This window comes from Andreprevotia chitinilytica DSM 18519 (genome assembly GCF_000711875.1).
In the GTDB taxonomy this organism is placed as follows: Bacteria; Pseudomonadota; Gammaproteobacteria; order Burkholderiales; family Chitinibacteraceae; genus Andreprevotia; species Andreprevotia chitinilytica.
In genome coordinates this window covers 56,203-81,047 of the sequence record NZ_JONM01000016.1, presented here as the reverse complement: position 1 = coordinate 81,047, position 24,845 = coordinate 56,203, and the positions used below count along the sequence as shown (strand labels likewise).

Genomic DNA, 24,845 nt, shown 5'->3' with positions numbered 1-24,845 from the left:
AGTAAAACCTGCTACGGGGCTCAGTCTTCGTCGCCGTCGAACTGATCCAGCGCGTCGGCTTCAGCCTCGGTCAGCTTCGGCTGTGGCGCCACCTCGGCTTCGGCGGCAAGCGCAGCCGGTCGGACGGCATCAAGGTAATCCATGATCGCGTAGGTCAGTTCGCGGGTGTTTTCGCCGGTCAAGCCAGAGATGGTAAATACCCGCAGCGCCTTGGGGTCGAACACGTATTCGTTTTCGGGCGCAGTCCAGCCATAGGCGGCCAGGAAGTCGGCCACGCGTTGCTCGCGCTCGTCGTCCGGGATCATGTCGAGCTTGTTGAGCACCAGCCAGCGCGGCTTGTTGTAGAGGTCTTCATCGTACTTGCGCAGCTCTTCGACAATGGCTTTCGCTTCGGCGACCGGATCGACATCGGGATCGAACGGGGCGAGGTCAACCAGGTGCAGCAAGACGCGCGTACGCGCCAAGTGCTTGAGGAAGCGATGACCGAGGCCAGCGCCTTCGGCCGCACCTTCGATCAGACCGGGGATGTCGGCGATCACGAAGCTGCGGTTTTCGTCGATGCGCACCACGCCCAGATTCGGGTGCAACGTGGTGAAGGGATAGTCGGCAATCTTCGGTCGCGCGGCGGAGACGCTGGCAATGAAGGTGGATTTGCCGGCATTCGGCATACCCAGCAGGCCCACGTCCGCCAGCACTTTGAGCTCAAGTTTCAGATCACGGCGTTCACCTTCTTCGCCAGATGTGGTCTGACGGGGCGCGCGGTTGATCGAACTCTTGAAGTGAATGTTACCCCAGCCGCCCTTGCCGCCCTTGGCGACGCAAATCCGCTGACCGTCGTGGGTCAGGTCAGCGACGACCTCGCCAGTCTCTAGATCAGTAATCAGCGTGCCGACCGGGAAGCGCAGCGTGACGTCGTCACCGGCTGCACCATAGCAATCCGCGCCACGGCCGGATTCGCCATCGCGAGCCTTGTATTTCTTGACGAAGCGGTAATCGACCAAGGTATTGATGTTCTGGTCGGCCACGGCCCAGATGGTGCCGCCCTTGCCGCCATCGCCGCCATCGGGGCCGCCGCGCGGGATGAATTTCTCGCGCCGCATGCTGGCGGAGCCCTTGCCACCCTTGCCTGCGATTACTTCGATTTTTGCTTCGTCGATGAATTTCATTTGTCGTCCGTACCTAGTTGGTATTTATCGATAGCCATATACGGCACTGGATAAAAAAAAGCCCTATCGCAAGATAGGGCTTCTTTCAGGCCGGAAGAAACCGATTAAGCTTCTTCGCCGGTGTACGGCAGCACGGTCACGGTGCGGCGCTTTGCAGCACCCTTGATCGCGTACTTGACGTAGCCATCAACGAGGGCGAACAAGGTGTGATCCTTGCCCATGCCAACGTTTTCACCCGGATGGAATTCGGTACCGCGCTGACGCACGATGATCGAACCAGCCGGAATCAGCTCGCCGCCATACACTTTGATGCCAAGGCGTTTCGCCTGGGAGTCGCGGCCGTTACGGGAACTACCGCCAGCTTTTTTGTGTGCCATGGTGTGTTAGCTCCTGACTGATTACGCTTCGATCGCGTCGATGCGGATTTCGGTGTAGTTTTGACGATGGCCTTGACGCTTCTGGTAGTGCTTACGACGGCGCATCTTGAAGATGCGAACCTTATCGTGACGACCTTGCGAAAGAACCGTTGCCTTGACAGCAGCGCCGGCCACCAGAGGTGCACCGATCTGTACTGCGTCACCGTTCGCCACCATCAATACTTCATTCAGTACGATCTGGCTGTCGATGTCTGCAGTAATCTGTTCTATTTTAAGTTTTTCGCCGACAGCAACTTTGTACTGCTTGCCACCGGTTTTTACGACTGCGTATGACATAACAAGCTCCTGAGAGTTTGTGCTCTTTAAGTACGCCACACCTGCCTCGCAGCGAGCATGACGCCTCCCGCCCAACGCGGGAAACCGCACACTTTAAACAAGACTCCCTGCTGCGTCAATCACTTAATCCCTTTCCCTAGTACATGTCGGGCCAGAGAAACGGCGTTTCGTGGTAGGATCGGCGGTTTGAAAATCATTCTGGGCAGCGGGAAGATGTCGCTGGAGTTCGTCAAATCCGTCGTCGGGCCGGACATGTCAGCCGTGGATGCATTAATCCGCGAGCGACTGTATTCGGATGTGGCGCTGGTTCGCCAAGTCGCCGAATACATTGTTTCCGCCGGTGGCAAGCGGCTACGGCCAATGATGGTGCTGCTCTCGGCCGAGGCGCTCGGCTATCGCGGCGGGCACCACCGCGAGCTGGCGGCGGTGATCGAATTCATCCATACCGCCACGCTATTGCATGACGACGTCGTTGATGAATCGAGTCTGCGCCGTGGTCGCGACACCGCCAACGCACTGTTCGGCAACGCCGCCTCGGTGCTCGTGGGCGACTTCTTATATAGCCGTGCCTTCCAGATGATGGTGAGCTGCGGCTCGATGCGCATCATGCAAGTACTGGCCGATGCCACTAATGTGATCGCTGAAGGTGAAGTGCTGCAGCTGATGAATATCGGTAACGTTGAAGTCGACGAAGCCGGCTACGTGCAAGTCATCCAGTACAAGACCGCCAAACTGTTCGAAGCCGCCGCGCGGCTGGGTGCAATCCTCTGCGAAGCCGATGCCGCCACTGAAGACAAGCTGGCCCGTTACGGCATGCATTTGGGCACCGCGTTCCAGATCATTGACGACGTGCTCGATTACTCCGGCAAGCAGGATGACATCGGCAAGAGCCTGGGTGACGACCTCGCGGAAGGCAAACCGACGCTACCGCTGATCTACACCATGCGCAACGGCACGCCAGAACAAGCCCAAGTGGTGCGTGAAGCCCTATTGCATGGCCAGCGCGACAAGCTGCCGGAAGTACTCAAGGCGGTGCAAGCCTGTGGCGCACTTGATTACGCCCACGCCACCGCTCAACGCGAAGCCGATGCAGCCCGCGCCATGCTCGCCGAGCTGCCGGAAAACCCGGCCCGGCTCGCCCTCGAAGCCTTGGCGGAACTCGCCATTGAACGGGATCGATAAATTTGCAGCAGTTTTGATTCCGGCGCGTTGACAAGCTGAAATCACGTTGCCATAATCGCGCTTCTCTTTGAGACGGGGTGTAGCTTAGCCTGGTAGAGCGCTACGTTCGGGACGTAGAGGCCGGAGGTTCGAATCCTCTCACCCCGACCAGGAATACATGATAAAAACCCAAGACTCTGGTCTTGGGTTTTTTCATTTCCGCCTCCAGATGCACTCATCGATCCGCAGCCCAAGGCCACGCCATGTCGAAACATCCTGCCCCCGATCATCCGCCAGCAGAGCCTGTCTCAGCCCGCATCCGTGCGCGCATCGAAGCAGCCGGCGCGCGCTTTCATGCCAACGACAATATCGCCGACTTCATTCACGACGGCGAACTGGATGAATTGCAAGCCGAGGTGCAGGCCAAGCTGGCTGGCGTGCTGGAAAGCATGGTGATCGACACCAGCAGCGATCACAACACGCAGGACACCGCCCGCCGCGTTGCCAAGATGTACCTGCGGGAAATCTTCCACGGCCGCTATCGCGCTGCACCGCCGGTAACCGAGTTCCCCAATATCGAACGGCTTAACGAGCTGATGATCGTCGGCCCGATCCGGGTACGGAGTGCTTGCTCTCACCACCTATGCCCGATCATGGGCCGCGTCTGGGTCGGCGTGCTGCCGAACGAGCATTCCAACCTGATCGGACTCTCCAAATACGTGCGGCTGATTGAATGGATCATGAGCCGGCCGCAGATTCAGGAAGAAGCCGTGTCGCAAGTGGCTGATCTGCTGCAAGACAAACTACAGCCGGATGGCGTCGCCATCGTGATGGAAGCCGATCACTTCTGCATGCACTGGCGCGGCGTGAAGGATCTGGATGCGAAGATGACGTCCAGTGTGATGCGCGGCGCATTCCTGCACGATGCCACGTTGCGGCGGGAGTTTCTGGCGCTGATGCAAAAGCGGGATTGATCCGCCCCGTATCCCGGCCGCAAAAAACGCGTCCGGGCTACACATCACTGCAGCATGAACGTCTCGTACTCCAGCCGGTCGAGCGTATCGTTCAGGATCGCCATGCCGATACAAACCACGATCAGCAACGCGCCGGCAAAGCCCATACCGTACCAGCTCGGCCCTGCCTCGATCGACCATATCGTCAACGCGCTATTGGTGACGACAAACGCCCCGCTCAGCAGCAGCACTTCGCGCCGGCGATCCAGATAGAAAAATACGTTGAGAATCGCTAGCAGGGCCACTTGCAACCCGGCGGCGACCACGTCGATATACAGCAGCGGCAAATACAGCGGCGAGATCCCCAACCAGGCAAATACCCGATCCCCGAGCATGAAAGTCGCCAGAATCGCCAGCCCCTGGATTTTCATGATCTCGGCCAGCCCGGTACGGATGGTGAACACCATCTCGTTGCGCAGTGTTTCGATCTGATCCAGCGAGCCGCCTTCGCGCACCGCGTCGTAGAACTTGTTGTAGTACTCGACGAAATCGGTCTCGATGCGCACCAGAAACGCCGCCATGCCAGGGATGATCGACAGATAGGCCAGAAAAATCGGGAAGTCGTAGATCGGCGACGCCTGCAGTGGCCCGATCACCTTGGTGCCCGTACTCGGCGCGTACCAGAACAGCACCTTGTCGAGCCAGATGCCGATGTTGTACAGCAGGCCGGTGCCCAGCAGCGCGGGATACATCCGCCCCCGCTTGAGGAAGTCGATCGAGATCAGCTGCTTGGACGGATAGTGGCGCAGCACCAGAAACCACAGCCCGCTCGCCAGCACGTAATGGCCGATGACAAAGCCGCCCAACAACCCGATCAAGCCATAGGGGCGCAGCAGCAGCGCCGCGATCACCGTCGTGCCGTAGCCGATACCGAACAGCCACACCACCGCCAGATACTTCTTCAAGCCAGACAAGAAAATCGCCGCGATCCAGACCAGGCACAGCAGCACAAAGCCGCTATACATCAGCAGCCGATACGCCCAACTCAGGCCAGCGAAGGCGGTGAACGCCAGCACCAGACCGATGGCCGCGGCGATGATCAACGTCGTCACCTGCGTGCCCATGAAGTTGGGCAACACCATCTCATCGTTTTTCTGGAACAAGCGGTCGGCGATATACCGTGTAAATCCGAGCTGCAACGGCCCGGTCACGATCAGGCTCGCCGCCAGCAGATAGGTCACGGAAACCTGAAACTGCTCGACCGCCACCTTTGGCACGATTACCGACAGGCTCAGGAAACCGATCATCTGCACGCCAATGATCGACAAGATCCACGGGCCGGCACTGATCAGGCCGGCGTAGGCATACGCTTGCAGCAGGCTCGCGTAGTTATCGCGATCCAGAATCTTGCGCAGCTCGAATCCGATACCGGCCATCAGTGCGCCACCTGAGCGAATGACGTCTCCGTCGCATCGGAAGAAGTGGTTCCTGAAGAAAACGCCGCGTCGTAAAGCGTGCGATAGGCATCGAACATCATCGTCTGGGTGTAATAACGGCTGACCCGTTCCACCCCGGCCCGCTGCGCCGCGTGCCACGCCTCGCTATTACCGAGCAATTCAACTGCCGCTTCGGCCAGCCCTTGTGCATCAGCCACCTTCACCACCCGGCCAGCCGCCCCGAGTGCCTGATCCTCTGGCCCCAGACCGTAGATCAACTGCCGGCACGAGCCAACATCAGTCGTCACGGCCGGTACGCCAGCGGCAAAGCCTTCCAGCAACACCAAGGGCAACGCCTCCGAAATCGAGCTCAACACACCAAGACCGATCTTGGGCAGCAATTCGGGAATCTTCTGGAAGCCCAGAAATTTCACCTTGTCGGTCAGACCCAGACTCGCGACCAGATTGCGGCACTCCTCGGCGTATTCGGGCGATTCGTCCTCCGGCCCGGCAATCCAGGCTTCGGCGGCTGGCAAACGGTTCACCACCGTCCGCATGGCGCGGATGAAGGTCTTGATGTCCTTGATCGGCACCACGCGGCCGATCAGGCACAGCACCTGCGGAATCTCCGCCGGCCGTTGATGGATCAACGGGCCGAGTCGCGGCAGGTCGATGCCATTGGGGATATTGAGTGTCTTCTCTGGCGGTGCGCCATCGTGCACCTGCCGCAAGCGGTTGGTCTCATACAAGGCGACGATGCGGTTGGCATGGTCGTAGCAAAGCTTGCCCATCACCTCGAAGAAGCGAATCCACACACCCCGGAAGTAGCTCACCTGCGTCACTTCGCGCTCGAACACGTTGCGGTTATCGCGAATCCACTCGCTCTGGTAGAGGTCGATCTTGCGTTCCTTGGTGTAGATGCCGTGCTCGGACAACAGCAGCGGCTTGCCGGTCAGCCGCGTCAGCAAAGCACCGAGGAAACCGGCGTAGCCAGTAGAAACGGTGTGATAGGCACGCGCCGGCGGCAATTTGCGGGCGATGTCGGCCAGCGTCCAGATCGGCGTGTGCATCGCGCGGATGGTCCAGAAGTAATCCACGAATGATGGGTCGGTCGAGCGGGCGCGATATTGGTCGCGGATGAAATCCCACGCGGTTTCGCTGTAAAGGAAATCGTCATGCTTGAGCGTGCCGGACAACAGATCGCCCAGCAGCGCATTCACCGCCCCCGGCTTGCCTCCCGCCAGATGCGGGCTCTGGAATGCGGTATGGGCTTCCGCCACGTTCTGAAACAGGACAGGGTTGCCGGGGCGCGGGGCCGGCTGCGAACGGGTCAAGCGACTATCGCCATGCATGAAGTGGACCGTGAGATAAACCACGTTGTCCGGTAGCGCATATTTCATGTCGCCATAGTCTTCCGGCCGGCTGCCCAGGAAGACGATGCCGAATTTTAGCTCGGGAAAGCCACGGATGATCTGGTTGACCCAGCTCGATACACCGCCAGAGACATACGGAAAGGTGCCTTCGAGCAACAGGCAGACATCCACCGCCTCGACGTTTTTCAGCTCTTCGAGCTTGTAGATGCGGCTCATGCCGATGCCTCTCCGGCGGTGGAATCAGGCTGATTCGCGGATGGTTGTCCAGATGGCTTGACGCGGTCGCGACGCGCCTCACGAATGCGTTGCAGCGCTTGCGCGGCGGTCTCGGCCTTGTCGGAACCGGCCGGCTTGCGCCAGAAGCGCGCCACAGGCGCCATGGTGTCGTTGAGATGGAGCGGATCAAGGTCACCGATCAAGCTGCGCACATCAGCAAAATCGCGACGGGCAAACGCATGCTCGGCCAGATACGGCAGCAAGCGCACCTCCGGATACCCCATCGCCCGCGCACACAGATAGGCGGCCCAAGCACGTTCAGTGTCGCCATTGGCACTCAGCACCTTGCCGCGCAGCACCCACAACTCGGCTTCAGCCGGCAGCACGGCGAGTACCTCGTCGGCATAGCGGATGGCCTGCGCCAGCACGTACTGGCGCACATCCCCCTGCACCACACCTTGATAGACCTGCTCCCAATACAGATAGGCCAGACGTCGGGCCGCATCGACCTTGTGGTCGCCCGTTTCATCGCGGTAGGTCTGCATGGCGGTATTGATCTGGGCGTTGATGCGTTTTTCTTCCTGATCGAGCATGCCGTAGGCCAACAGGCGCAAGTCTTCTTCCGGATCATCCAGCAGATCACGCAGCAGGCCACTGGATAAGCGTTGCGGCATGGCATTGAGCGTCAGCAAGGCATTGAGGCGCGATTCGCTCGGCGCATGCGGATCAGCCAGACGCGCCCGCACGCCGCCGATACCATAACGCACCTCGCGCTGGGCCGTGCGCAAGGTGAACTCCGGCACCGGCAGCACGCGGAACGTCGCCGCCTGTGCTTGCTCCGGGAAGCGCAGCGCCAATTCCGCCGCGATGACCAGCCCGAACGAACCGATCCCCGGCAATAGAACCCCGAACGGCAGCAACACCAGCAGCACCCGGCCTTGCTGCTTCGGGTACAGCATGCTGAAGCCGGGCAACAGCAGCAGGGTCTGGCTCAGTACCAGGAACAGGTGGATCAGCAGCCATGTGTCCGGTTGCCACGCCGACATATTGGCGAGCAGAAAGTACGCCAGCACGATCAGATCGGTGATGGCGAGCGCGTAGCAAATAAACTTAGTTGCGGCTCGCACTCAACACATCCTGCAACAACAGCCAGCCACCCGGTCGGGCGAGATCGACAGTCCGGCACTCATAACGCGCTTCGGCCGGCCCGATGCCATGTTTTTCCTGAATCAGGTGCTCGATCCGCGCGGTGTAGCCCTGCACCGAGACCTCGGTGGCCAGCGGCATCAAGGTCACAATCAGCTTGTTGGCGGCGGTGGTGATGCGCCAGATCTGATCCAGTCCGCGTTGGGTGTTGCTCACGGTATCGAACACATCACGCTGCCAGCGGCTGGGGTGGAAAATCTGCACCACGATCATGCTGGAGAGACCCGTTTCGCGTTGCACACGCTGCAGCTTGAACAACTCGTAGGCGAATTCAACCGGGCAATCCGGCATCACATCCAGCAGCGGCGCGGCGGTGTCGCGCACTACCAGTTGCTCGATGTAGTAGGCGCACAGCACGGACAGCATCTGCAGCGTATCGTCGTTGAGCGCGAAAAACGGCATGCGCTTCACCGCCAGAATCCCGCGGATGCGGCCCAGGCTGGTGATCAGCGGCACCGCCACCAGCAGCGCACTGCCGCCCTCGTCGATACCTTCCGTCTGCACGTGGCTCAGCTCGCGCCGCTGCATCGCAAAGCGCAGCAAGGGGTCGTCCCGATTGGAGTCGCTCTCCGGCGGGCCGATACGCGCCACCGGCTCGCCCACGGTCTTGCCATCGGTCACTTCAAACAGCTGCGCACTTTCCAGCTGGCAGAACTGGGTGAGGAATTCGATAAAGGGCTGCGCGCCGGACAAACCCTGGCTCGGCGGCAGATCGATCAGCATGGTGCGGAGCTGCGCCAACGCATCGCGTAGCGTCAGCGGCCGGCTGATCAGGTTCTGCTCCAGCCGCTCGTGCGACAAGCGCAACAGGTGATAACGCCGCGCCAGCTGATCCATGCGCTCGTCGAGGTATTGGTTCAGCTCTTGCACGCGGCGGATGCGGGTATTCCAGATGCCGCTGAATTCACCACCGATCATCACCAGCATCAGCCCGCCAATGAAGTAGGCCGCCGGCACGGCACCGTCGCCAAACCACGGCCAGCCGGCCAGCAGCACCAGCGCTGACAACAGGCCAGGCAACACGCCATAGCGCAGCGCCACCAGCAACGGCCCGAGCCATTGCCACGGAAAACCGGCATGGATGCCATACACGTCTTGCGGCGACAGCAGCCGGCCGATGCCAAGCCCGACGGTCGACAACAAGATCGCCTCGCACCATTGCCACGACGTCCGCTGCCAGAACGCCTGCTGCCCCAGCCAGCCAGCGACGTGGCTGACGACCTTAGCTCGCACTCGCACCCGCCTTGGTCAGCGGCAAGCCATCGGTCAACTGGCGCAGCAGTTTTTGCGCCACCGCCGAGACGGCCTCACGCGAGAACCCGCTCTTGCCACCCACGGCACTCCACACCACACGGCCGGTTTCCAGATCCCACACCATCAAGCTCACGCCAACCGCCGGCTCGCCATCAACGCCCACTTTGTAGCGCCACTCATCCACGCTGCCACCCACGGCATAGCGGATGTGCTGATCACGCGCCCATTGCATGGCCTGATCGAGCATGGCCCGCTCGTCGGTGGCGAGCATGGTGTCTTTCGACAACTCGGTTGGATAGACATCGAGCTGATCCAGCCCGCGCTGATGCAGCAGCGGCTGCAGAATGGATTCGGCGCGCAGACCGGCCAACGGCGTTTCGGTGCGGTTCAACAGCGGCAGCATCGCCCAGCGCTCGTTCGCCGGCAGGGCTTTACCCTTGCTCGAAATATCGACCGCCGAACACGCAGCCAGCATGGCCGCGCCGATCAGCAACAGCACGGCGCGCCGCGCCAGCTTGTTGAGCCCATTCATCGTGTTTCTCCCGTTTTCCATATATCGTCGTTTTCAGGTTTTTCTTGCGCGGATATTTCCAGGGGAACACACCTAGAAATACCAGCGATACAGCAAATTCAATTCCTCAGTCACACCACCATCGTTGGCAGTCGCACGCTGGCCATAGAACACCAGCCGGTCATTGCCGAGCAGCTCGCCGCCCGCCCCCAGCAACCAGCCCAATTGCGTGCCGGAGATCGAGTGGTAGCCAAGCGACACCGAGCCAAATGGCGAAATGCCGCGCTCGGGCCGCTCCTGATACGCCATGCCCCACCCGGCCGTCATGCCAAACAGCCGGAAGCTCTGCGGCAATACCGTTGTCGCAGCCAGCGGCGGAGGCGGTGCGGGCGGGTTATCCGGCGGCACAAGCGCCGCGAAATTCGGGCTGGTCGCCGTCGTTGCTGCGTACTGTACCGCCTGTGCGCTGAAATTAACGGAGATACGGCGGGTTTCCGGCCACAGCCAGGTCAAAACAGCGCTCTCGCCGCGCTTGCTACCGACATCCGTCCCATCCTGCAAAAAGACGTGCGCGGCATCGAAGCGGGTGTCCAGCTGCCAATCATGCGCCAGCCGATAACCAACACCCAGGCTGGCGCGTCGCTGCCGCCCTGCCAGCCGCAGCAAGGCATTGTCCTCGATGGGCTCGTTGGCCGATGCCTCCAGCAACCAGTTCACCGCCCCCAGGTCGCCCGCGCCATGCAGTAGCAGGCCGGTCATGGGCTGCCACGCGTTCTGGCGCGACACCGATAGCGACCACGCCGGATTGCGGCCGAATGCGTCCTGCGCGCCGTGCTCGCCGCGCCATGCCAAGGTCGCCGCAATGCTGCGATTGGTCTGACGATAGCCATTCGGCTGGTAGCTGAGCGGCGCGACATCCAGTGCCATCGACAGCCGCAAGTTGGGCGTGAGCTTGAATGTCGCCCCCAGCGTGGTTTGCGAGCCGTGCAGATCGCCGTCGCGCAAGGCGCTGGTCGCCACGGTCAACTGATCCGGCTGGCTGCCTTGCAACTGATCAGACAAGGTCAGGTGCAGCGCGTCATTGTCCGGCGCACCAGTGGCGGCGGCATGGCTCATGGTCAGCGCGAGGGGGTACTGCCGCATATCCAGCGCGGTCGTGGCCAGATCGGAGGGCTGGATCGCCACGCTGTCTTGCATGAGCTGACCAGCGAGCGTTGCTTCGTCACCCCGCACGCGGGCGGCCACCTGCTTGAGGTAGTCCGGGTCTTCCAGCTTCAAGGCGTGACGCCGCCAATACCAGAAGCGCGCGCGTTCATCGCCGTCCTGATACACCAGCCAGCTGTAAATCAATTCGTCGAGCTTGAGTCGGCGGGCTTCGTTTGCGCCGGCCGGGGTCTGCGCTGCGGCCAGCGCGCCATAGAGCTCGCGTTGCGCTGGATCAGCCGGCGCAAAGACCAGCGCCCCCCGCAAGCGCGTCAATAGCGATTCGATATCCGGCTGCGCCGCGAGCGCGGCGCGGTGTTGCCAGACATGCCGACGGATGCGCCACGCCAGATCGGCCTGCCCGGTTTGCTCGACCAGATCCGCGTAATTGAACAACCATAGATAGTCGGCCTGCTTGCCCGGCAACAACCGGCGCTGCCAGGCCAGCGCCCGGTTCACCTCGCCCAGCGCTTGCCAGCCAGCAGCAATCGCTTCGGCCAGCACGGTATCGCGCGCAGCGGTTTTTTCCCATTGCGACAGCACGCCGGACAGCCGCGTCGCCTCGCGCTGATCGATCATCAGCCAGATCAAGCCGGCGCGCACTTCGCTGCTCTCCGGGGCCAGCTGCAAGGCCCGCCCCAGCCACCATTCCGCTTCTTTCGCTTGCCCGGCCAGTTGCGCAAAGCGCGCTCGCTGCACGATGTATTCAACGTCCGCTTCGAGCAATTGCCGGTCTGCAGCGGAGAGCGTCATCAGCAGACGGCGCGCGCCCGCGACATCGTTGCGATCCAGATCAGCCGCCAATGCCTGCGTGAAGTAGCGCGGGTCATGGAAGGTGCGCCAGGCGGACTCCTGCAGACTTTGCCGCGCCAGTACATCGTTTTCCGGTAGCAGCGCGAGTAATCGCGCCGCATCGAGGTTCTGCCAATTGGGCATCTCACGTAATTGCTGCAGGGCCAGCTTGGCATCGTCGCTATGGCCCAGCTGCCAGGCGAGATCGCCCAGCATGCGCCAGTATGCTTCGCCTTGTGGTGTGGCGCTGTTGCGCGCAGCGTGCAGCGCCTGGAACGCGGCCTCCAGCTCGCCATGCGGGTAATGCAGCGCTGCCAACGTCATCGCCCAACTTACGCGGGGGCCGAAGCGGTCGGTCAAGCGATCAAGGTCACGGACTGCGCCTGCATCGTCACCATCGCGCTGTCGCAGCCAGGCCGCGACCTCCAGCGAACGGGCCACGCCGTGGCGGGCGAAGTCCGCTTCCATGAAGACCGCGCCGTCACGCGGACGGCCCAGGCGCTCATAGATGCCGGTGATCTGGTTCAACTCGTCGTCGGTCAACTCGCGCTCACTCGACTGATGTTGCCAGGCCAGCAGCAAGACATCGTCGTCAAGCAAACCAGGGGCAAGCCGGAACATCGAGGTCCAGGCATCGGCGTCGCCATGGGTTTGCGCCAACTTCTTCCACGCCTGCAAAGCCACTTGCGGCTTGCCGCCCCACTCGGCAGCCTGTGCCAGCCGGCGCAACCACGCCGGATCATTGGGGACGGACTTGAGCGCTTCCTCGGCAACGGCCATCGCATCTTCAAGCTTCTTGTTGCCGACGAAGACGTCATACGCAAGGGCATACGCCTCGGGATCGAACGGCGCTGCCGGCTTGTTCGCGGCGATGCGCAACATACGCCACGGCGTACTCCGCCCGGCAGATGGATGGGATGGTGCGCCGCGCCAGGTGGCCGGCATGATCGCCGGTGCCAGATTGAATGGATGCTGGTTCAGCCATGCCATCTGCAGTAGCCGGCGGGCATAGCGTTCCGCCTGATCGTTCGCCCCGGCAGCCCGCGCCAGCTTGATCAGCGTGATCAATACATCGCGATCGTTGGCAAGCCCATCGATATGCACGTCGGCAGCGGTCAGCGCTTTGTCGAGCAGATTGCCGGCCTGCAGCGTGCGGATCGCTAGCAGGTAATAGTGTTTGCGCTCGTCTTGACGCTGGCTGGCAGCCTGGGCAGCAAAATAGGCCGCGGCGGCGGCTTCGTAACGGCCTTGTGCCAGATGCGCGCCCCCTGCGCGTTCCCACCAATGCAGCGCCTGGGCCGGATCGCGCTTGGCCTGGATTTCGTAGAACGTTGGCGCGACGTCCGGCGCATAGGCTTCCACCGTGCGCTGCAACCAGTGGATATCGACATCGCTACGATTGGCAGCCAGCTGGCGCACCAGCGCGAGCACGGCATCGCGCAGCTGGCGCTGCGCTTCTTCCCGCGCCGGACCGGCCGGTGAGCCGATCAGCCGAGCCTCCTGCAATTCGATCGAGGCGCGCTGCGCCACGCCAGGGTGATCACCACTTTTTGCCAGCGGTGCCAGCAGCTGCAAGGCATCGTCCAGCCGCCCGGCGCGTGTCAGTCGATGGATCAACTCCTGCCGTACTTCGATATCGTCTGGATGCTGGGCCAGCTCGCCGCGCAGGTATTCGGTGGCGAGCGCATCGTCCGGCCGGGATAGCGCGGCGGAGCGCGTCAACGATTCACGCGGATAGAAATACGCCAGCCCGATACCGACGAGCGCCACCAGCGCCGCGATGCTCCAACGCGACGCGAGCCGGATGCGCGCTTGCGGCTTATTGGCCGGTGCAGCGGGTCTCGATCGTGACAGCAGCATGTGCGTTGGGGAGGTCGATGCGTGTGTTCACGCCTTCTCGGGTGGTTGGAGCGGGCCGGCCGTCAGCGAGCAGCTGGCATTTGCCGATATTGGCAAAGGTGGCAGAGATACCTTGCGTGGCGGGTTTCAAGGTCAACCGGAAGCCTGTATTGGCACCGGTACCGATGCGTTGCCAGCCCGTGGTCATCGCGTTGGCGTCGACCAGCAGGGACTGTTGCGGCGGTGTGGCTTGAAGCACCAGCCGGGCGTCATTGCCGGTCAGGTGGATGTAGCGCTCGCTGCCGTGATCACTGAAACCGGCGATATTCTCGCTGGCCGTCATATCGGGATAACCCAGGGATGGCGCGATGCGTACCGTACGCACTGCGCCGGCATGAATCGCGTAACCGTTGCCATCGCGCGCAATCGAAAAATCGTTGTAGAAACTCTGCGCCCGCGTGATGTAGTCAGACGCATACACCGGCAAGGTGCGCTGCTGGATCGACCAGCGCATCACCTCGTGCAGGGCATCCAGCGAGGCACGCTTGGTCGCCGTGTAGTAGTGCACGTAGATATCAATGGGCTTGATGCGGCGCGGGCTATCTGTCAGCTCGAAGGTTTCGATCACGCGCCGATAGCCGTAGAACGGCCCGGTCCAGTTATTGGTGTAGACGTTCTCGTCCTGATTGGGTGCGAAGATCTGCAACTCGTCGCCCTTGTAGAGCCCGATCGGCGCCGCCAGCATCAGCGAGGGCTGACTGCGGTTGATGACAGTGTCGCCCCCGTTCATCGCCAATACGCCCGCCTCGCGCACCGCCTTGATCGCTTCTGGCAACGGGTCGCAATCGCCCGGCCACAAAAACACCTTCACGGATTTGCCGGGCGGGGCGAGACGTTTATTGATGTAGTTGATCGAGCCGCTCACTTCGCGGTCGAGATTGAACGTATAGCCGGGGATATCGAGGTGGTAATCCTCGCCCTTGCCCGTCTCGACCAGCGACCATTTGAACGGATGCGAATAGGAGTGGCTGGCGATCTCGATATTGGGCAGCGCGAACGTGCGCCGCGCGATGTCTTCCAGCGCCGGCGAGTCTTTCGGGTACAAACCGGTCGGGCCGATCTCGCCTTCGATCACCGAAATGGTCATCGGGATCGGATATTTCTTCAGCACCTCGTTCAGCATCACCTCGCCCGCGAACGGGTAGCCGGGGCGCTCGGCCTTGGAGACAAAGCCATCGCCATCGATATGGAACATCTGCAGCCGACGGCCGTTCTCGGTGGTGACATCGGCCACCGGCATGTCCGGCAAACGCAATGCCCGCGCCAGGAAGGTGATCGGGTCGAAATTCCAGCGGTTGGTTTTGTCCGGCAAGGCAGTCAGCAGATAGGGGGCCAGTGCGTAACCGCCCCAAGGCGTGATCGCTGCCGCGTCGTAACGGCGGCCCGCCGGGGTTTTCAGGGTCAGCAAAGGCGTGCCGGCCCGAACGGTCCAGCCCATGAAGCCATCGCGCTGCGCGGCGACGCTGACTTCGCCGTTGTAGACGGGATCACGCAATGCGATGGTCGTATTGTTCTCGGACTGCTTGCCGCCATCGGCGCGCAACCCAAGCAGCCGCTGCCATTCGCCATCCAGCGTGAAGCCGAAATTGTTCAATGCCACCCAGGGCACGCCAGCCCCCACCACTTGCCTGAGCCAGCCGCGCGCTTTCAGCGGCAGCTCGCCATCGTCGACCCAGCTGATCACCCCGGCCACTTGCCCCGACTGGATATCAGCCGGCAGCTCGCCGCTCACATCGATATAGCGTGGGTAGAGGCCAAGGTAGTTGAGCGGTGTTGAAACCGACAGCTGGCTATCGGCCATCACGCTTGGCGTGGTCTTGGCGTTGTAGAGCACGTACACCTTGCGCGGCAACGGCTCAAGCTTGCCGACGCCCAGCGTGGTCAGCGTGCTATCCGCCACCCAGGGGGTGAAACCGTAGCCTTCGATCTTGCGGGCGATCTCCTGCGCGGCCTTGCGCTCGCCAGCCGGAGCGTAATCGATGGCGATGACCGGCAACTTGTACAGATCGGTGACGGTCTTGAGCTGACCCAACAACCATTGCCGATCCGCATCCGGCACCGGGCCGTAACGTTTCTTGCCGGCGTCCCAGCCCTGAATCAGCGATTCGAACGCGACGGCGGCGAATTGATCGTGCGTGCGCGGCAGGATTTCAAAACCACGGTTGGCAATCAGTTGCGCTTCCGGGTAGCGCGCTTTGATCGCCTGAATCACCCGCACCAAGCCATCGATCTGGTGTTGCCGATCGGCATCGGTTTTGGCAACCGCCGCCCACGCATCCAGCGTATCGAGGAAAAACCCGCGATAGCCTTGCCGCCACAACGGCGTGACCATCTTTTCGACCACGAAAGCCGGCCAATCCGGCTGTGACTGGTCGACGATGACACTGCCCCAGTCCTTATTGGCGCCGAGCCGCCAAGCAGTGGGGACGGATTTCGCATAAGACCGGTCTGGCGTGAACTCGCCCAGACTCAGGTAAGCAAACCAGCGCGTCTTGCCGGTTTGCGGCGCCTGCGCAAGATGGCCCGGCTCGACCACCGCCCAGTCGTAGAGGGCCAGCTGCTGCAGTGGCGGGTGCTCACCATAGTAGAAAGCGACGTTCGGCGCGGCCGTCGCAGCCAACGCGCAAAACGTAAGAAAAATGCTGAACACCAGCTTAAGTAGCGGCATATTTACCGGAAGAGCTGATCAATTAATCTATTAAACCCGTGAATTCTTACAATTTTAAAGAAAAACAGATGACTTTGTCGTTAAGTATTTTCATCAGGAACGATTCGGCGGGCCGACACCGCGCGAAGAAGTACCGCAAAGTTCGAGGTCATTAACCATTCCGATGGCATGGGCTTCTACCGCATTTCAAACAGTAAATGCAATACCGTACGGTGCATTGCCTCAGGGTCAGGTAGGCAAAACAACAACGCCCGCAATAGCGGGCGTTTAGCGAGCGGACGAAGCTTATTGCCGCTCAGGTGCCGCCGCCTCGATCTCTGTCAGCGGTGTTTTAAGCTGTGCCGCCAGCCTATCGCCCACACCGCGCGCATCAGCCTGAGACACAAACCCGCTGATCTGCACGCGATAACGCTTTGCTTTACCGCTGCCGACCGTACGCATCTTGGCCGGGTAACCCGCCGCCTGCAGCTGGTCATACCACGCTAGTGCATCGGTCTGCGTTGCCGGCCGCGCCAACACCAGACGCCAACTGCCGGCGTTACGCGCTTCGCCGGCCCCCGGCCGTACTTCCGTTTCTTGCGACCATTGCTTGAGCTTGTCCGGGTCGACCGGCGCAATCGGCTCGGGTGCCTGGCCTTTGGCAGCCACGTAGAAGGTCAAAGGCTGATCCATCTGCTGTTGCGGCTGCCCCTCCGCCGCCACTGCGATCTTGCCCTCCAGCAAGCAAACCAGATCTGTGTCATCCGCCGCCTTGCCCCATAGATCAGTGCCACGAATCCCGGCCGTGACCGTCGCCACGCGTATGTCTACCTCGCGGCGATTGGCCTTGGCGAGTGCGTCTGTCGTAAAGCGGAATGCGCCCTTGAGCACATTGAGTGCGGCGCGGAACGTGCCAGTCTTGCCGTCCGATTCATTGATCTTGTCGACCGTAAAGCTGGCATCCTCACCCAGCTTGACCCGGCTCCCCTCCGGTAAGACCAGATAAACCCGAGCGCCCGCGCCGGTGGTGATCCGGTCATTGGCGGCCAGTGGCAAGCCTGGTTGCAGCGGTTTTTTCACGCCGCCACGCTCCAGCCACGCCGGATATTGCACTGCCTCAACCGTGGCAGGCGCAGCCAATGCCCTTTCGGCAACGATAAAAGCGCAGGAAAGACCGACTATCAAAGACAACAGCACACGCATGGAACCTCCTGGACGATATAATCCGGCCTCTATATAAACGTTTTCCGGATGCTGGCAATGCACGAGCAATACAACCCGGCCGAAATCGAGTCCGCTGCGCAATCCAAATGGGAACAGCAGCAGGCATTCAAGGCCGACGACAACACGTCGAAACCCAAATACTACTGCCTGTCGATGTTCCCGTACCCCAGCGGCAAACTGCACATGGGGCACGTGCGCAACTACACGATAGGCGACGTGCTGAGCCGCTTCCATAAATTGAACGGTTTCAATGTACTGCAACCGATGGGTTGGGATGCCTTCGGCCTCCCCGCTGAAAACGCCGCGCTCAAGGGCGGCCGCGCACCTGCCGAGTGGACTTACGCCAATATCGATTACATGAAGACCCAGCTCAAATCGCTGGGCCTGGCCATCGACTGGGATCGCGAAGTGACCACCTGCAAGCCGGACTACTACCGGTGGGAGCAGTGGTTGTTCACCCGCTTGTTCGAGAAAGGCATCATCTACAAGCGCTCCGGCGTGGTGAACTGGGACCCGGTCGACCAGACCGTGCTCGCCAACGAACAAGTGATCGACGGGCGCGGCTGGCGCTCTGGCGCCTTGGTCGAGAAGCGCGAAATCCCGATGTATTACTTCAAGATCACCGCCTATGCCGAAGAGCTGCTGGCCGATCTGGATCAGCTCGACGGCTGGCCGGAACAAGTGCGCACCATGCAGCGCAACTGGATCGGCAAGAGCTACGGCGCGGAAATCGTCTTCGACTACGACGTTGAAACGACTGGCGAAGCCGGTCAGCTCAAGGTCTACACCACCCGCCCGGACACACTGATGGGCGCAACCTACGTCGCCGTCGCCGCCGAACACCCGCTCGCCACCCGCGCCGCCGCCAAGAACGCCGACCTCACCGCTTTCATTGCCGAATGCAAAGCCGGCTCGGTCGCCGAGGCTGACGTAGCGACGATGGAAAAGAAGGGCATGCCGACCGGCGAGTTCGTCATCCACCCGCTCACCGGCACCAAGCTGCCGGTCTGGATCGCCAACTACGTGCTGTGGGGCTATGGCGAAGGCGCCGTGATGGCCGTGCCAGCGCACGATGAACGCGACTTCGAATTCGCCAACAAGTACGGCCTGACCATCAAGCAGGTCTACGCACTCGCCAATGGCGACGGTGCATTCGACGCGAAGACCTGGCAAGACTGGTACGCAGCCAAGGACGAATCGGTTGAAACAGTAAACAGCGGCAAATACGACGGCAAGGGTTTCACCGCCGCGTTCGATGCCATCGTTGCCGACCTGGAAACCAGCCAGCACGGCGCGCGCCGTACTCAGTTCCGCCTGCGCGACTGGGGTATCTCCCGCCAGCGCTACTGGGGCTGCCCGATCCCGATCATCCACTGCCAGACTTGCGGCGACGTGCCGGTGCCGGCCGAGCAACTGCCGGTCGTCCTGCCGGAAAACGTCGTCCCGGATGGCCGTGGCAATCCGCTCAACCGCCTCCCCGCGTTCTACGAGTGCAGCTGCCCGAAATGCGGTGGCGCAGCGCGACGCGAAACAGACACGATGGATACCTTCGTCGAATCCAGCTGGTACTACGCCCGCTACGCTTCGCCGAAATTCGAAGGCGGCATGGTCGAGCAGGAAGCCGGCAACCAATGGCTGCCGGTCGATCAGTACATCGGCGGTATCGAACACGCCATCCTGCATCTCTTGTACGCACGCTTCTTCCACAAGCTGATGCGTGATGAAGGCTTGGTCACGTCCGACGAGCCGTTCAAGAACCTGCTGACGCAAGGCATGGTCGTCGCCGAAACCTTCTACCGCGACGCCGGCGAAGGCCACAAAGACTGGATCAACCCGGCTGACGTCGAAATCAAGCGCGACGAAAAAGGCCGTACCATCGCCGCCGTGCTCAAGGCCGACGGCCAGCCGGTGATCGTCGGTGGCACCGAGAAGATGTCAAAGTCGAAGAACAACGGCGTCGACCCGCAAGCGTTGATTGAACAATTCGGTGCGGATACCTCGCGCCTGTTCATGATGTTCGCCGCGCCACCGGAGCAAGGGCTGGAATGGTCGGATGCCGGCGTGCAAGGCGCATTCCGCTTTCTGAACAAGCTGTGGCGCACCGTGCATGAGCACGTGGTGGCGGGGGTCGTGCCGACCTATACCGGTGGCGAATTGACCGCTGAACTGAAGGCACTGCGTTTCTCGCTGCACCACACGATTCATAAAGTGAGCGACGACTACGGCCGCCGCAAGCAATTCAACACCGCCATCGCGGCCGTAATGGAATTGCTCAACACTTATGCCAAGACCAAGACTGATTCCACCGCCGGCCGCGCCGTCGCGCAAGAAGTCCTGCAAGCGGCCGTGATACTGCTCTCGCCCATCGTGCCGCACGCGGCCGATGCGCTGTGGGCCGCCCTCAAGCCGGGCACCGAACTGCTGGCGCAATCCTGGCCACAAGTCGATGCAAGCGCGCTGGTGCAGGATGAAATCGAACTGGTGGTTCAGGTGAACGGCAAACTGCGCGCCCAGATCAAGGTCGCCAAGGATGCCAGCAAGGAAGCAATCGAAGCAGCAGCCCTTGCCGACGAAAACGTCCAGAAGTACCTCGATGGCACACCGAAGAAAATCATCGTCGTGCCGGGCCGCCTGGTGAACATCGTTGCCTAAGCGCGTTATTGCCTAGCAAACTGTTGCCCAACCCATCGGAGCGAGCTGCGGCTCGCTCCCCCATTTCTGGAGCTGGCATGCGCCGACTGCTGATTCTCGCCACCTTGCTGCTCGCAGCTTGCGGCTTCCACCTGCGCGGCCAAGGGCCAAACCCAGTGTTTGCCTTCCCGTCGGCCTATGTGACCGGCGCGGGCGGCACAGCCCAACAGCTCAAGGAGCTGCTGCGAGTGCTGCCGCAAGTCACCCTGCTGGATGCCGCATCGCCAGCCGCAGTGCAGATCGATGTCGTACTGGAGACGAATCGCCAGCAAGTGTTGACCATCAACGGCGCTGGCCGCGTGAGCGAATATCGGATCATCTACACGGTGAATTACCGCGTGCGCCGCGACAAAGATACCTTGATCGATGACGGGCACCTCAGCCTGTTCCGTGATTACAGCTACGACGAGAACAACCCGCTGGGCAAGGACGCGGAAGCCGCGTTGCTGATCAAGGACATGCAACGTGACGCTGCGCTACAAATCCTGCGCCGCATCACCGCTGTTGCGACCCACCCTGACGCGCAGCAGCCCTGATGCTCAGAATTGATCAGCTCGGCCGGCATCTAAACGGCGAACTTGCGCCGCTCTACACGCTGCATGGCGACGAAGCCTTCTTGATCCAGGAGGCGGCGCAAGCCATTCGCGATACCTCCCGCACAAAAGGCTACACCGAGCGCGAAGTAATGACAGTGGAAACCGGCTTCCAATGGAGCCGGCTGATCATGAGCGGCAATTCGCTCTCGCTGTTTGCCGACAAGAAACTGCTGGAGTTGCGCATCCCGACCGGCAAACCCGGTGTGGAGGGCGCAAAGCACATCGAAGCCTTCTGCAGCGACCTCCCGCCCGATACGCTGACCTTGGTGCTGTTGCCCAAGCTTGAACGCACGGCACTCAACGGCAAGTGGTTCCAAGCGCTTTCCGGTGCCGGCGAGGTCATCGAAGCCAAACCGATCGAGCGCCACCAATTGCCGGAATGGATGGCGAGCCGACTGGCCAAGCAGCAACAACGGCTCTCCACCGAGGCGCTCGACTTCCTGGCCGACCGGGTCGAAGGCAACCTGTTTGCCGCGCATCAGGAAATCCAGAAACTCGGCCTGTTGCATCCACAAGGCGATATCACGCTCGATGATGTGCAGGCCGCAGTCGCCAACGTCGCCCGCTTCGATGTCTTCCAACTTGGCGAGACGCTACTGGCCGGCGACCCAACGCGTTTCGTGCGCATGCTTGATGGCCTCAAGGCGGAAGGCGAAGCGCCGCACTTGGTCCTCTGGGCCCTCACCGAAGAAACCCGCGCCCTCTACCGCATCGGCCAAGGCCGCGCCCGTGGCACGCCGATGGCGCAGCTGATGAAAGAAAACCGCATCTGGGGCTCCAAGCAACGCTATATCGAAGGAGCGTTGACTCGCGTCAAGGCCAGCACCTTGCGCACTGCGCTCGCCCAGGCAGCAGAGATTGATCGCATGGTGAAGGGGATTGGCCAAGGCGATGCTTGGGATGAGTTGCGGGGGATGGGATTGGGGTTGATGGGCAAGGCCCTCGTGCGCTGAACCCACCCTGGGTCAATTAAAAGAACAACCAGAACCCATCAAAGAAATACGCAACGCCTACCACGCCCAGCGGCAAGGCAGCCAACCAGATCGCCCGCCGCTTCATCAAGGCCGCAATCGACGACATCAAGATCGCCACCTGCAGAAAGATCACCGCCAGCCCGAACGGCTTGCCGTGTTTCTGCGCATCGTCGCGCTCCGCTTCGAACGCACGGGCGGTCTGCTCGGCTTTCTTGCGGTCGTCGTCGTAATGGGCAACCTTGCCCTTGTATTCGCCGAGCTTGGCGGTATAGGCCGCTAGTGCCGGGCTATTCGGTGGCAAGGTTTGCAGTTGCAATTCCAGCTGACCAATCTGCAACTCATACAGATTCTGTTTGGTGCTCTTGGCCTGGTAATACGCCCACTGATCAGATGCCAGCTGCTGGTTGATCAAGCTCTTGGTCGAATAGCCGCCGCCCTTGAACGTAGACAGCGTGGCACAGACAGCGAGAATCACCGTGACCAGCGCCAGCTGGTTCAACCACGGTTCCTTGGTGGCTTCGGACATGACATCAACCTACTTATGCAAAACGGCCATTTTGCCAAAGTCGCAATACATTCGCATGTATGAAAACGTATCGATGCACACACCCAACCAACAGTAACACTCGCCGAAAACCATCTTATTTGTTGAGCGCATCGAACCAGTTCGGCTCGTTGTAATCGACCACTGCGCTCTTGTGCAGCAGGTTGTACAAGTCAGATGGGTAATAGACCATCTGACCAACATCACGCGTCCATGGTGACAGTGCAATCGTGCCACCGGCCTTGGTGTCCTTGGTAAGCATGATGTCGAGCGGGATGGACACGAAAAAACCTTTATCGTAATACGGGCTATCCGGGCTCCCAGGTGAGGTCACGTCGTGACCATTGGTGCGCGTGTACCAACCACCGATTGTCACGCCGCTATTGAAGCGCCGCTGCAACTCCAGCCGCACACCGGTGTCCTTGGCAAGGAAGCGGCCGATGCGAGCCGTCGCGGACAATCCCAACGGCAATTCAACATGCGTATTAAAGAAGCCAGTCAGCGTCTGGTAGTCGCGAAAGCCTAGCGGCCGTTGCGGGTCGCGCTGCTTGACCCAATCAACGTTGACGTCAAATGCCACCGGCCAATTCGGCAAGTAATAGAGCACCTGACCACCTGCTCCGCCGTACATCTGCTCGTACAAGCCGCCGCTGGCGCGGGCATACCAACCCGGCGCGAGATTGAACAGGCGCGATACTGTGACGTCATCGACCCGATAACGTCTGGCACGCATGTAATTGGCAATATCGCTACGTACGTGCGGCAACTGACTATTCGAAGGCTGAGTGACGTCGCTGACATTTTCCAGCAACGAAGCGGCCACACCGGCGTGCAACCAGGTTTGCTGCGCCAGCTTCTGGTAATACGTGGCGACCAGGCCCAGCTCGTATTTGAGCGCACCGCTCGGATCATTGAAAAAGAAGCGCGTGTATGGCGCAACACGGATGCGGCTCGCTTGGGCATCTTCGGCCTTCAACCGCACCACGTCCCCTTCCTCACCCACCTGCAATTGCATCCGGCCGGCATCAGCCAGCGCGGACCAAAAAGCATATTCAGGCGGAGCCGGCTGTTGCTTCGGATCGGACCAATGCCGCTCCACCGTCGGCGCCAATTCATCCTTGCCGACCACGCCGCCAAAATAATCGACCAGCTTGTCGCTATCGCCAAACGCATAGGTGACGACCGGGGTGTCGTTAACGCCGTAAGTGATCTCAATACGCCGCATCTCAATCGGGGCCAGCGCCGTCGCTACGCGCGCAGCGCGGCCGACGGCACGGTTCATGTCGGAAATACGTGAGTTGGTCAGCGCCAATTTGAGCGTGTCGCCGCGATACTCGATGGCGATATTGCGGAAGTTTTCCCGCACCAGCTCATCGCGTAGATGGCCAAGGTACTGCGGATCGGTTTGCCATTCCTTTGCGGTCGGGCGTGGAGTGGCATCGATATAAGGAGCTGGCTCATCGATCTTCGGGATGAATTCCCTGGCATTCAGCGGCACATCGACGAATGCATTCAGGCCCCATTTGGCATCGCGGCTATAACTCGCTTGAGCACCGAGCCAGCCCCAGCGGTATTCGACCCCGGCAGCAGGGCCTTTGCGATGCAAGTGAGCATCTGATGTCTGATCAATGTTCGTACGGCTTGTATCGATCGCATTGTATTCACCAACCAACGCCCACTGATCGTTAATCCGGTAACGCGCTCCGCCGAACGCACCCTTGATCCGCCCCGATCCCGCCCCCAGAGTCAGATCAACCGGTCCAAGTTTTTTGCTAGCGACGAGATATTTGGCTTCAAACAATTGATTACCGAGAAAATCCTGATATCCAATCGCAAGGGCTGGCCAGTATGACCCTTCTGTTAGCAGCAATAGCTTGCTATCGAACGCCTTGTCCTTTTCGCTGCCATAGCTTGTGCTCAACGCAGATACACCACTCACCCGTGTGTATCGAGCCGATAGCTCCCAGCGAGGCAGAAACGCCACGCTGGTCCAGAAGGTGAAGTAAGGGTCAACATAACCGTAGCCCACCTGCAAATCATCCTGCTGGCCAATGCGTGCATCCGGCATATGAATCAATCCGGATTGGCCGATCAAGGACGGTTCAGCGTGAAGCAAACCGGCGGCAGTCAAGAACATCGGGCAGAGCAGGCGGGCAATCCGCTTCAGAGAGGGCTTCATGGCGGTCTTTGTTGTGTGGCCGAATAGCCGGCGACCTGAGTCAGCCCTTATTCAGCTCGTCTTCAATGAGCTGCAATCTAGCAGGTGAAACCTCAGGATGCTGGCGT

The 24,845-nt window shown here is 60.9% G+C and carries 18 protein-coding genes and 1 tRNA gene; 6 read left to right on the top strand and 13 right to left on the bottom strand.

Annotated features, from left to right (window positions below):
• Positions 1–20: 20 nt before the first annotated feature.
• The 3 genes from obgE to rplU all read right to left on the bottom strand — a co-directional run bounded on the left by obgE (position 21) and on the right by rplU (position 1,879).
• A complete protein-coding gene (obgE, locus tag BR41_RS17490) occupies positions 21–1,166 on the bottom strand; it encodes a GTPase ObgE (protein ID WP_035059578.1) in 1,146 nt (381 codons plus the stop codon).
• Positions 1,167–1,270: 104 nt separating this feature from the next.
• Positions 1,271–1,543: a 50S ribosomal protein L27 gene (rpmA, locus tag BR41_RS17485; RefSeq protein WP_035059576.1), complete on the bottom strand. Its 273-nt coding sequence runs from the start codon at positions 1,541–1,543 to the stop codon at positions 1,271–1,273.
• Positions 1,544–1,564: 21 nt separating this feature from the next.
• A complete protein-coding gene (rplU, locus tag BR41_RS17480; RefSeq protein WP_035059574.1) occupies positions 1,565–1,879 on the bottom strand; it encodes a 50S ribosomal protein L21 in 315 nt (104 codons plus the stop codon).
• A 213-nt stretch (positions 1,880–2,092) separates the two neighbouring features.
• Here rplU and ispB point away from each other — a divergent pair, with 213 nt between their 5' ends.
• The 3 genes from ispB (at position 2,093) to folE (ending at position 4,014) form a co-directional block, all read left to right on the top strand.
• Positions 2,093–3,061, top strand: coding sequence for an octaprenyl diphosphate synthase (gene ispB / locus BR41_RS17475; protein WP_035059641.1), 969 nt, complete (start codon positions 2,093–2,095; stop codon positions 3,059–3,061).
• Between the two features lie 73 nt (positions 3,062–3,134).
• A tRNA-Pro gene (locus tag BR41_RS17470) sits at positions 3,135–3,211 on the top strand.
• 92 nt (positions 3,212–3,303) lie between these two features.
• Positions 3,304–4,014 carry a GTP cyclohydrolase I gene (gene folE / locus BR41_RS17465; protein ID WP_035059572.1) on the top strand — a complete coding sequence of 237 codons (711 nt, stop codon included), beginning with the start codon at positions 3,304–3,306 and terminating at the stop codon, positions 4,012–4,014.
• A gap of 44 nt (positions 4,015–4,058) precedes the next feature.
• Here the strand turns inward: folE and pelG are convergent, their stop codons facing one another.
• From pelG to BR41_RS17425, 8 genes are all read right to left on the bottom strand, one after another.
• Positions 4,059–5,429 carry an exopolysaccharide Pel transporter PelG gene (gene pelG, locus BR41_RS17460; protein WP_035059570.1) on the bottom strand — a complete coding sequence of 457 codons (1,371 nt, stop codon included), beginning with the start codon at positions 5,427–5,429 and terminating at the stop codon, positions 4,059–4,061.
• A complete protein-coding gene (gene pelF / locus BR41_RS17455) occupies positions 5,429–7,018 on the bottom strand; it encodes a GT4 family glycosyltransferase PelF (RefSeq protein WP_051711268.1) in 1,590 nt (529 codons plus the stop codon). The genes pelG and pelF overlap by 1 nt, the downstream gene beginning before the upstream one ends.
• Entirely contained in the window at positions 7,015–8,145 is a 1,131-nt protein-coding gene (locus BR41_RS23145; protein WP_051711267.1) for a hypothetical protein, read from the bottom strand. Before BR41_RS23145 ends, pelF begins: the two co-directional genes overlap by 4 nt.
• A complete protein-coding gene (locus BR41_RS17445) occupies positions 8,129–9,457 on the bottom strand; it encodes a PelD GGDEF domain-containing protein (RefSeq protein WP_051711264.1) in 1,329 nt (442 codons plus the stop codon). Before BR41_RS17445 ends, BR41_RS23145 begins: the two co-directional genes overlap by 17 nt.
• Entirely contained in the window at positions 9,447–10,010 is a 564-nt protein-coding gene (locus tag BR41_RS17440; protein ID WP_035059568.1) for a hypothetical protein, read from the bottom strand. Before BR41_RS17440 ends, BR41_RS17445 begins: the two co-directional genes overlap by 11 nt.
• A gap of 72 nt (positions 10,011–10,082) precedes the next feature.
• Positions 10,083–13,844, bottom strand: coding sequence for a tetratricopeptide repeat protein (locus tag BR41_RS17435; protein ID WP_035059566.1), 3,762 nt, complete (start codon positions 13,842–13,844; stop codon positions 10,083–10,085).
• The gene (locus BR41_RS17430) at positions 13,804–16,551 is read right to left on the bottom strand and encodes a bifunctional glycoside hydrolase/polysaccharide deacetylase family protein (RefSeq protein ID WP_051711262.1); all 2,748 of its coding nucleotides are present in this window, start codon (positions 16,549–16,551) and stop codon (positions 13,804–13,806) included. Before BR41_RS17430 ends, BR41_RS17435 begins: the two co-directional genes overlap by 41 nt.
• Positions 16,552–16,836: 285 nt before the next feature.
• Positions 16,837–17,733 (bottom strand): FecR domain-containing protein, encoded by an 897-nt coding sequence (locus BR41_RS17425; RefSeq protein WP_084187352.1) that lies wholly within the window; start codon positions 17,731–17,733, stop codon positions 16,837–16,839.
• A 57-nt stretch (positions 17,734–17,790) separates the two neighbouring features.
• Here BR41_RS17425 and leuS point away from each other — a divergent pair, with 57 nt between their 5' ends.
• The 3 genes from leuS (at position 17,791) to holA (ending at position 21,994) form a co-directional block, all read left to right on the top strand.
• Positions 17,791–20,406, top strand: coding sequence for a leucine--tRNA ligase (leuS, locus tag BR41_RS17420; protein WP_035059631.1), 2,616 nt, complete (start codon positions 17,791–17,793; stop codon positions 20,404–20,406).
• Positions 20,407–20,483: 77 nt separating this feature from the next.
• Positions 20,484–20,981, top strand: coding sequence for an LPS-assembly lipoprotein LptE (locus tag BR41_RS17415; RefSeq protein WP_051711260.1), 498 nt, complete (start codon positions 20,484–20,486; stop codon positions 20,979–20,981).
• Entirely contained in the window at positions 20,981–21,994 is a 1,014-nt protein-coding gene (holA, locus tag BR41_RS17410; RefSeq protein ID WP_211251796.1) for a DNA polymerase III subunit delta, read from the top strand. Before BR41_RS17415 ends, holA begins: the two co-directional genes overlap by 1 nt.
• A gap of 16 nt (positions 21,995–22,010) precedes the next feature.
• Here holA and BR41_RS17405 read toward each other — a convergent pair whose 3' ends face one another.
• Positions 22,011–22,541 (bottom strand): DUF4337 domain-containing protein, encoded by a 531-nt coding sequence (locus BR41_RS17405; protein ID WP_035059560.1) that lies wholly within the window; start codon positions 22,539–22,541, stop codon positions 22,011–22,013.
• Positions 22,542–22,656: 115 nt separating this feature from the next.
• Positions 22,657–24,738, bottom strand: coding sequence for a YjbH domain-containing protein (locus BR41_RS17400; protein WP_084187350.1), 2,082 nt, complete (start codon positions 24,736–24,738; stop codon positions 22,657–22,659).
• Positions 24,739–24,845 lie beyond the last annotated feature (107 nt).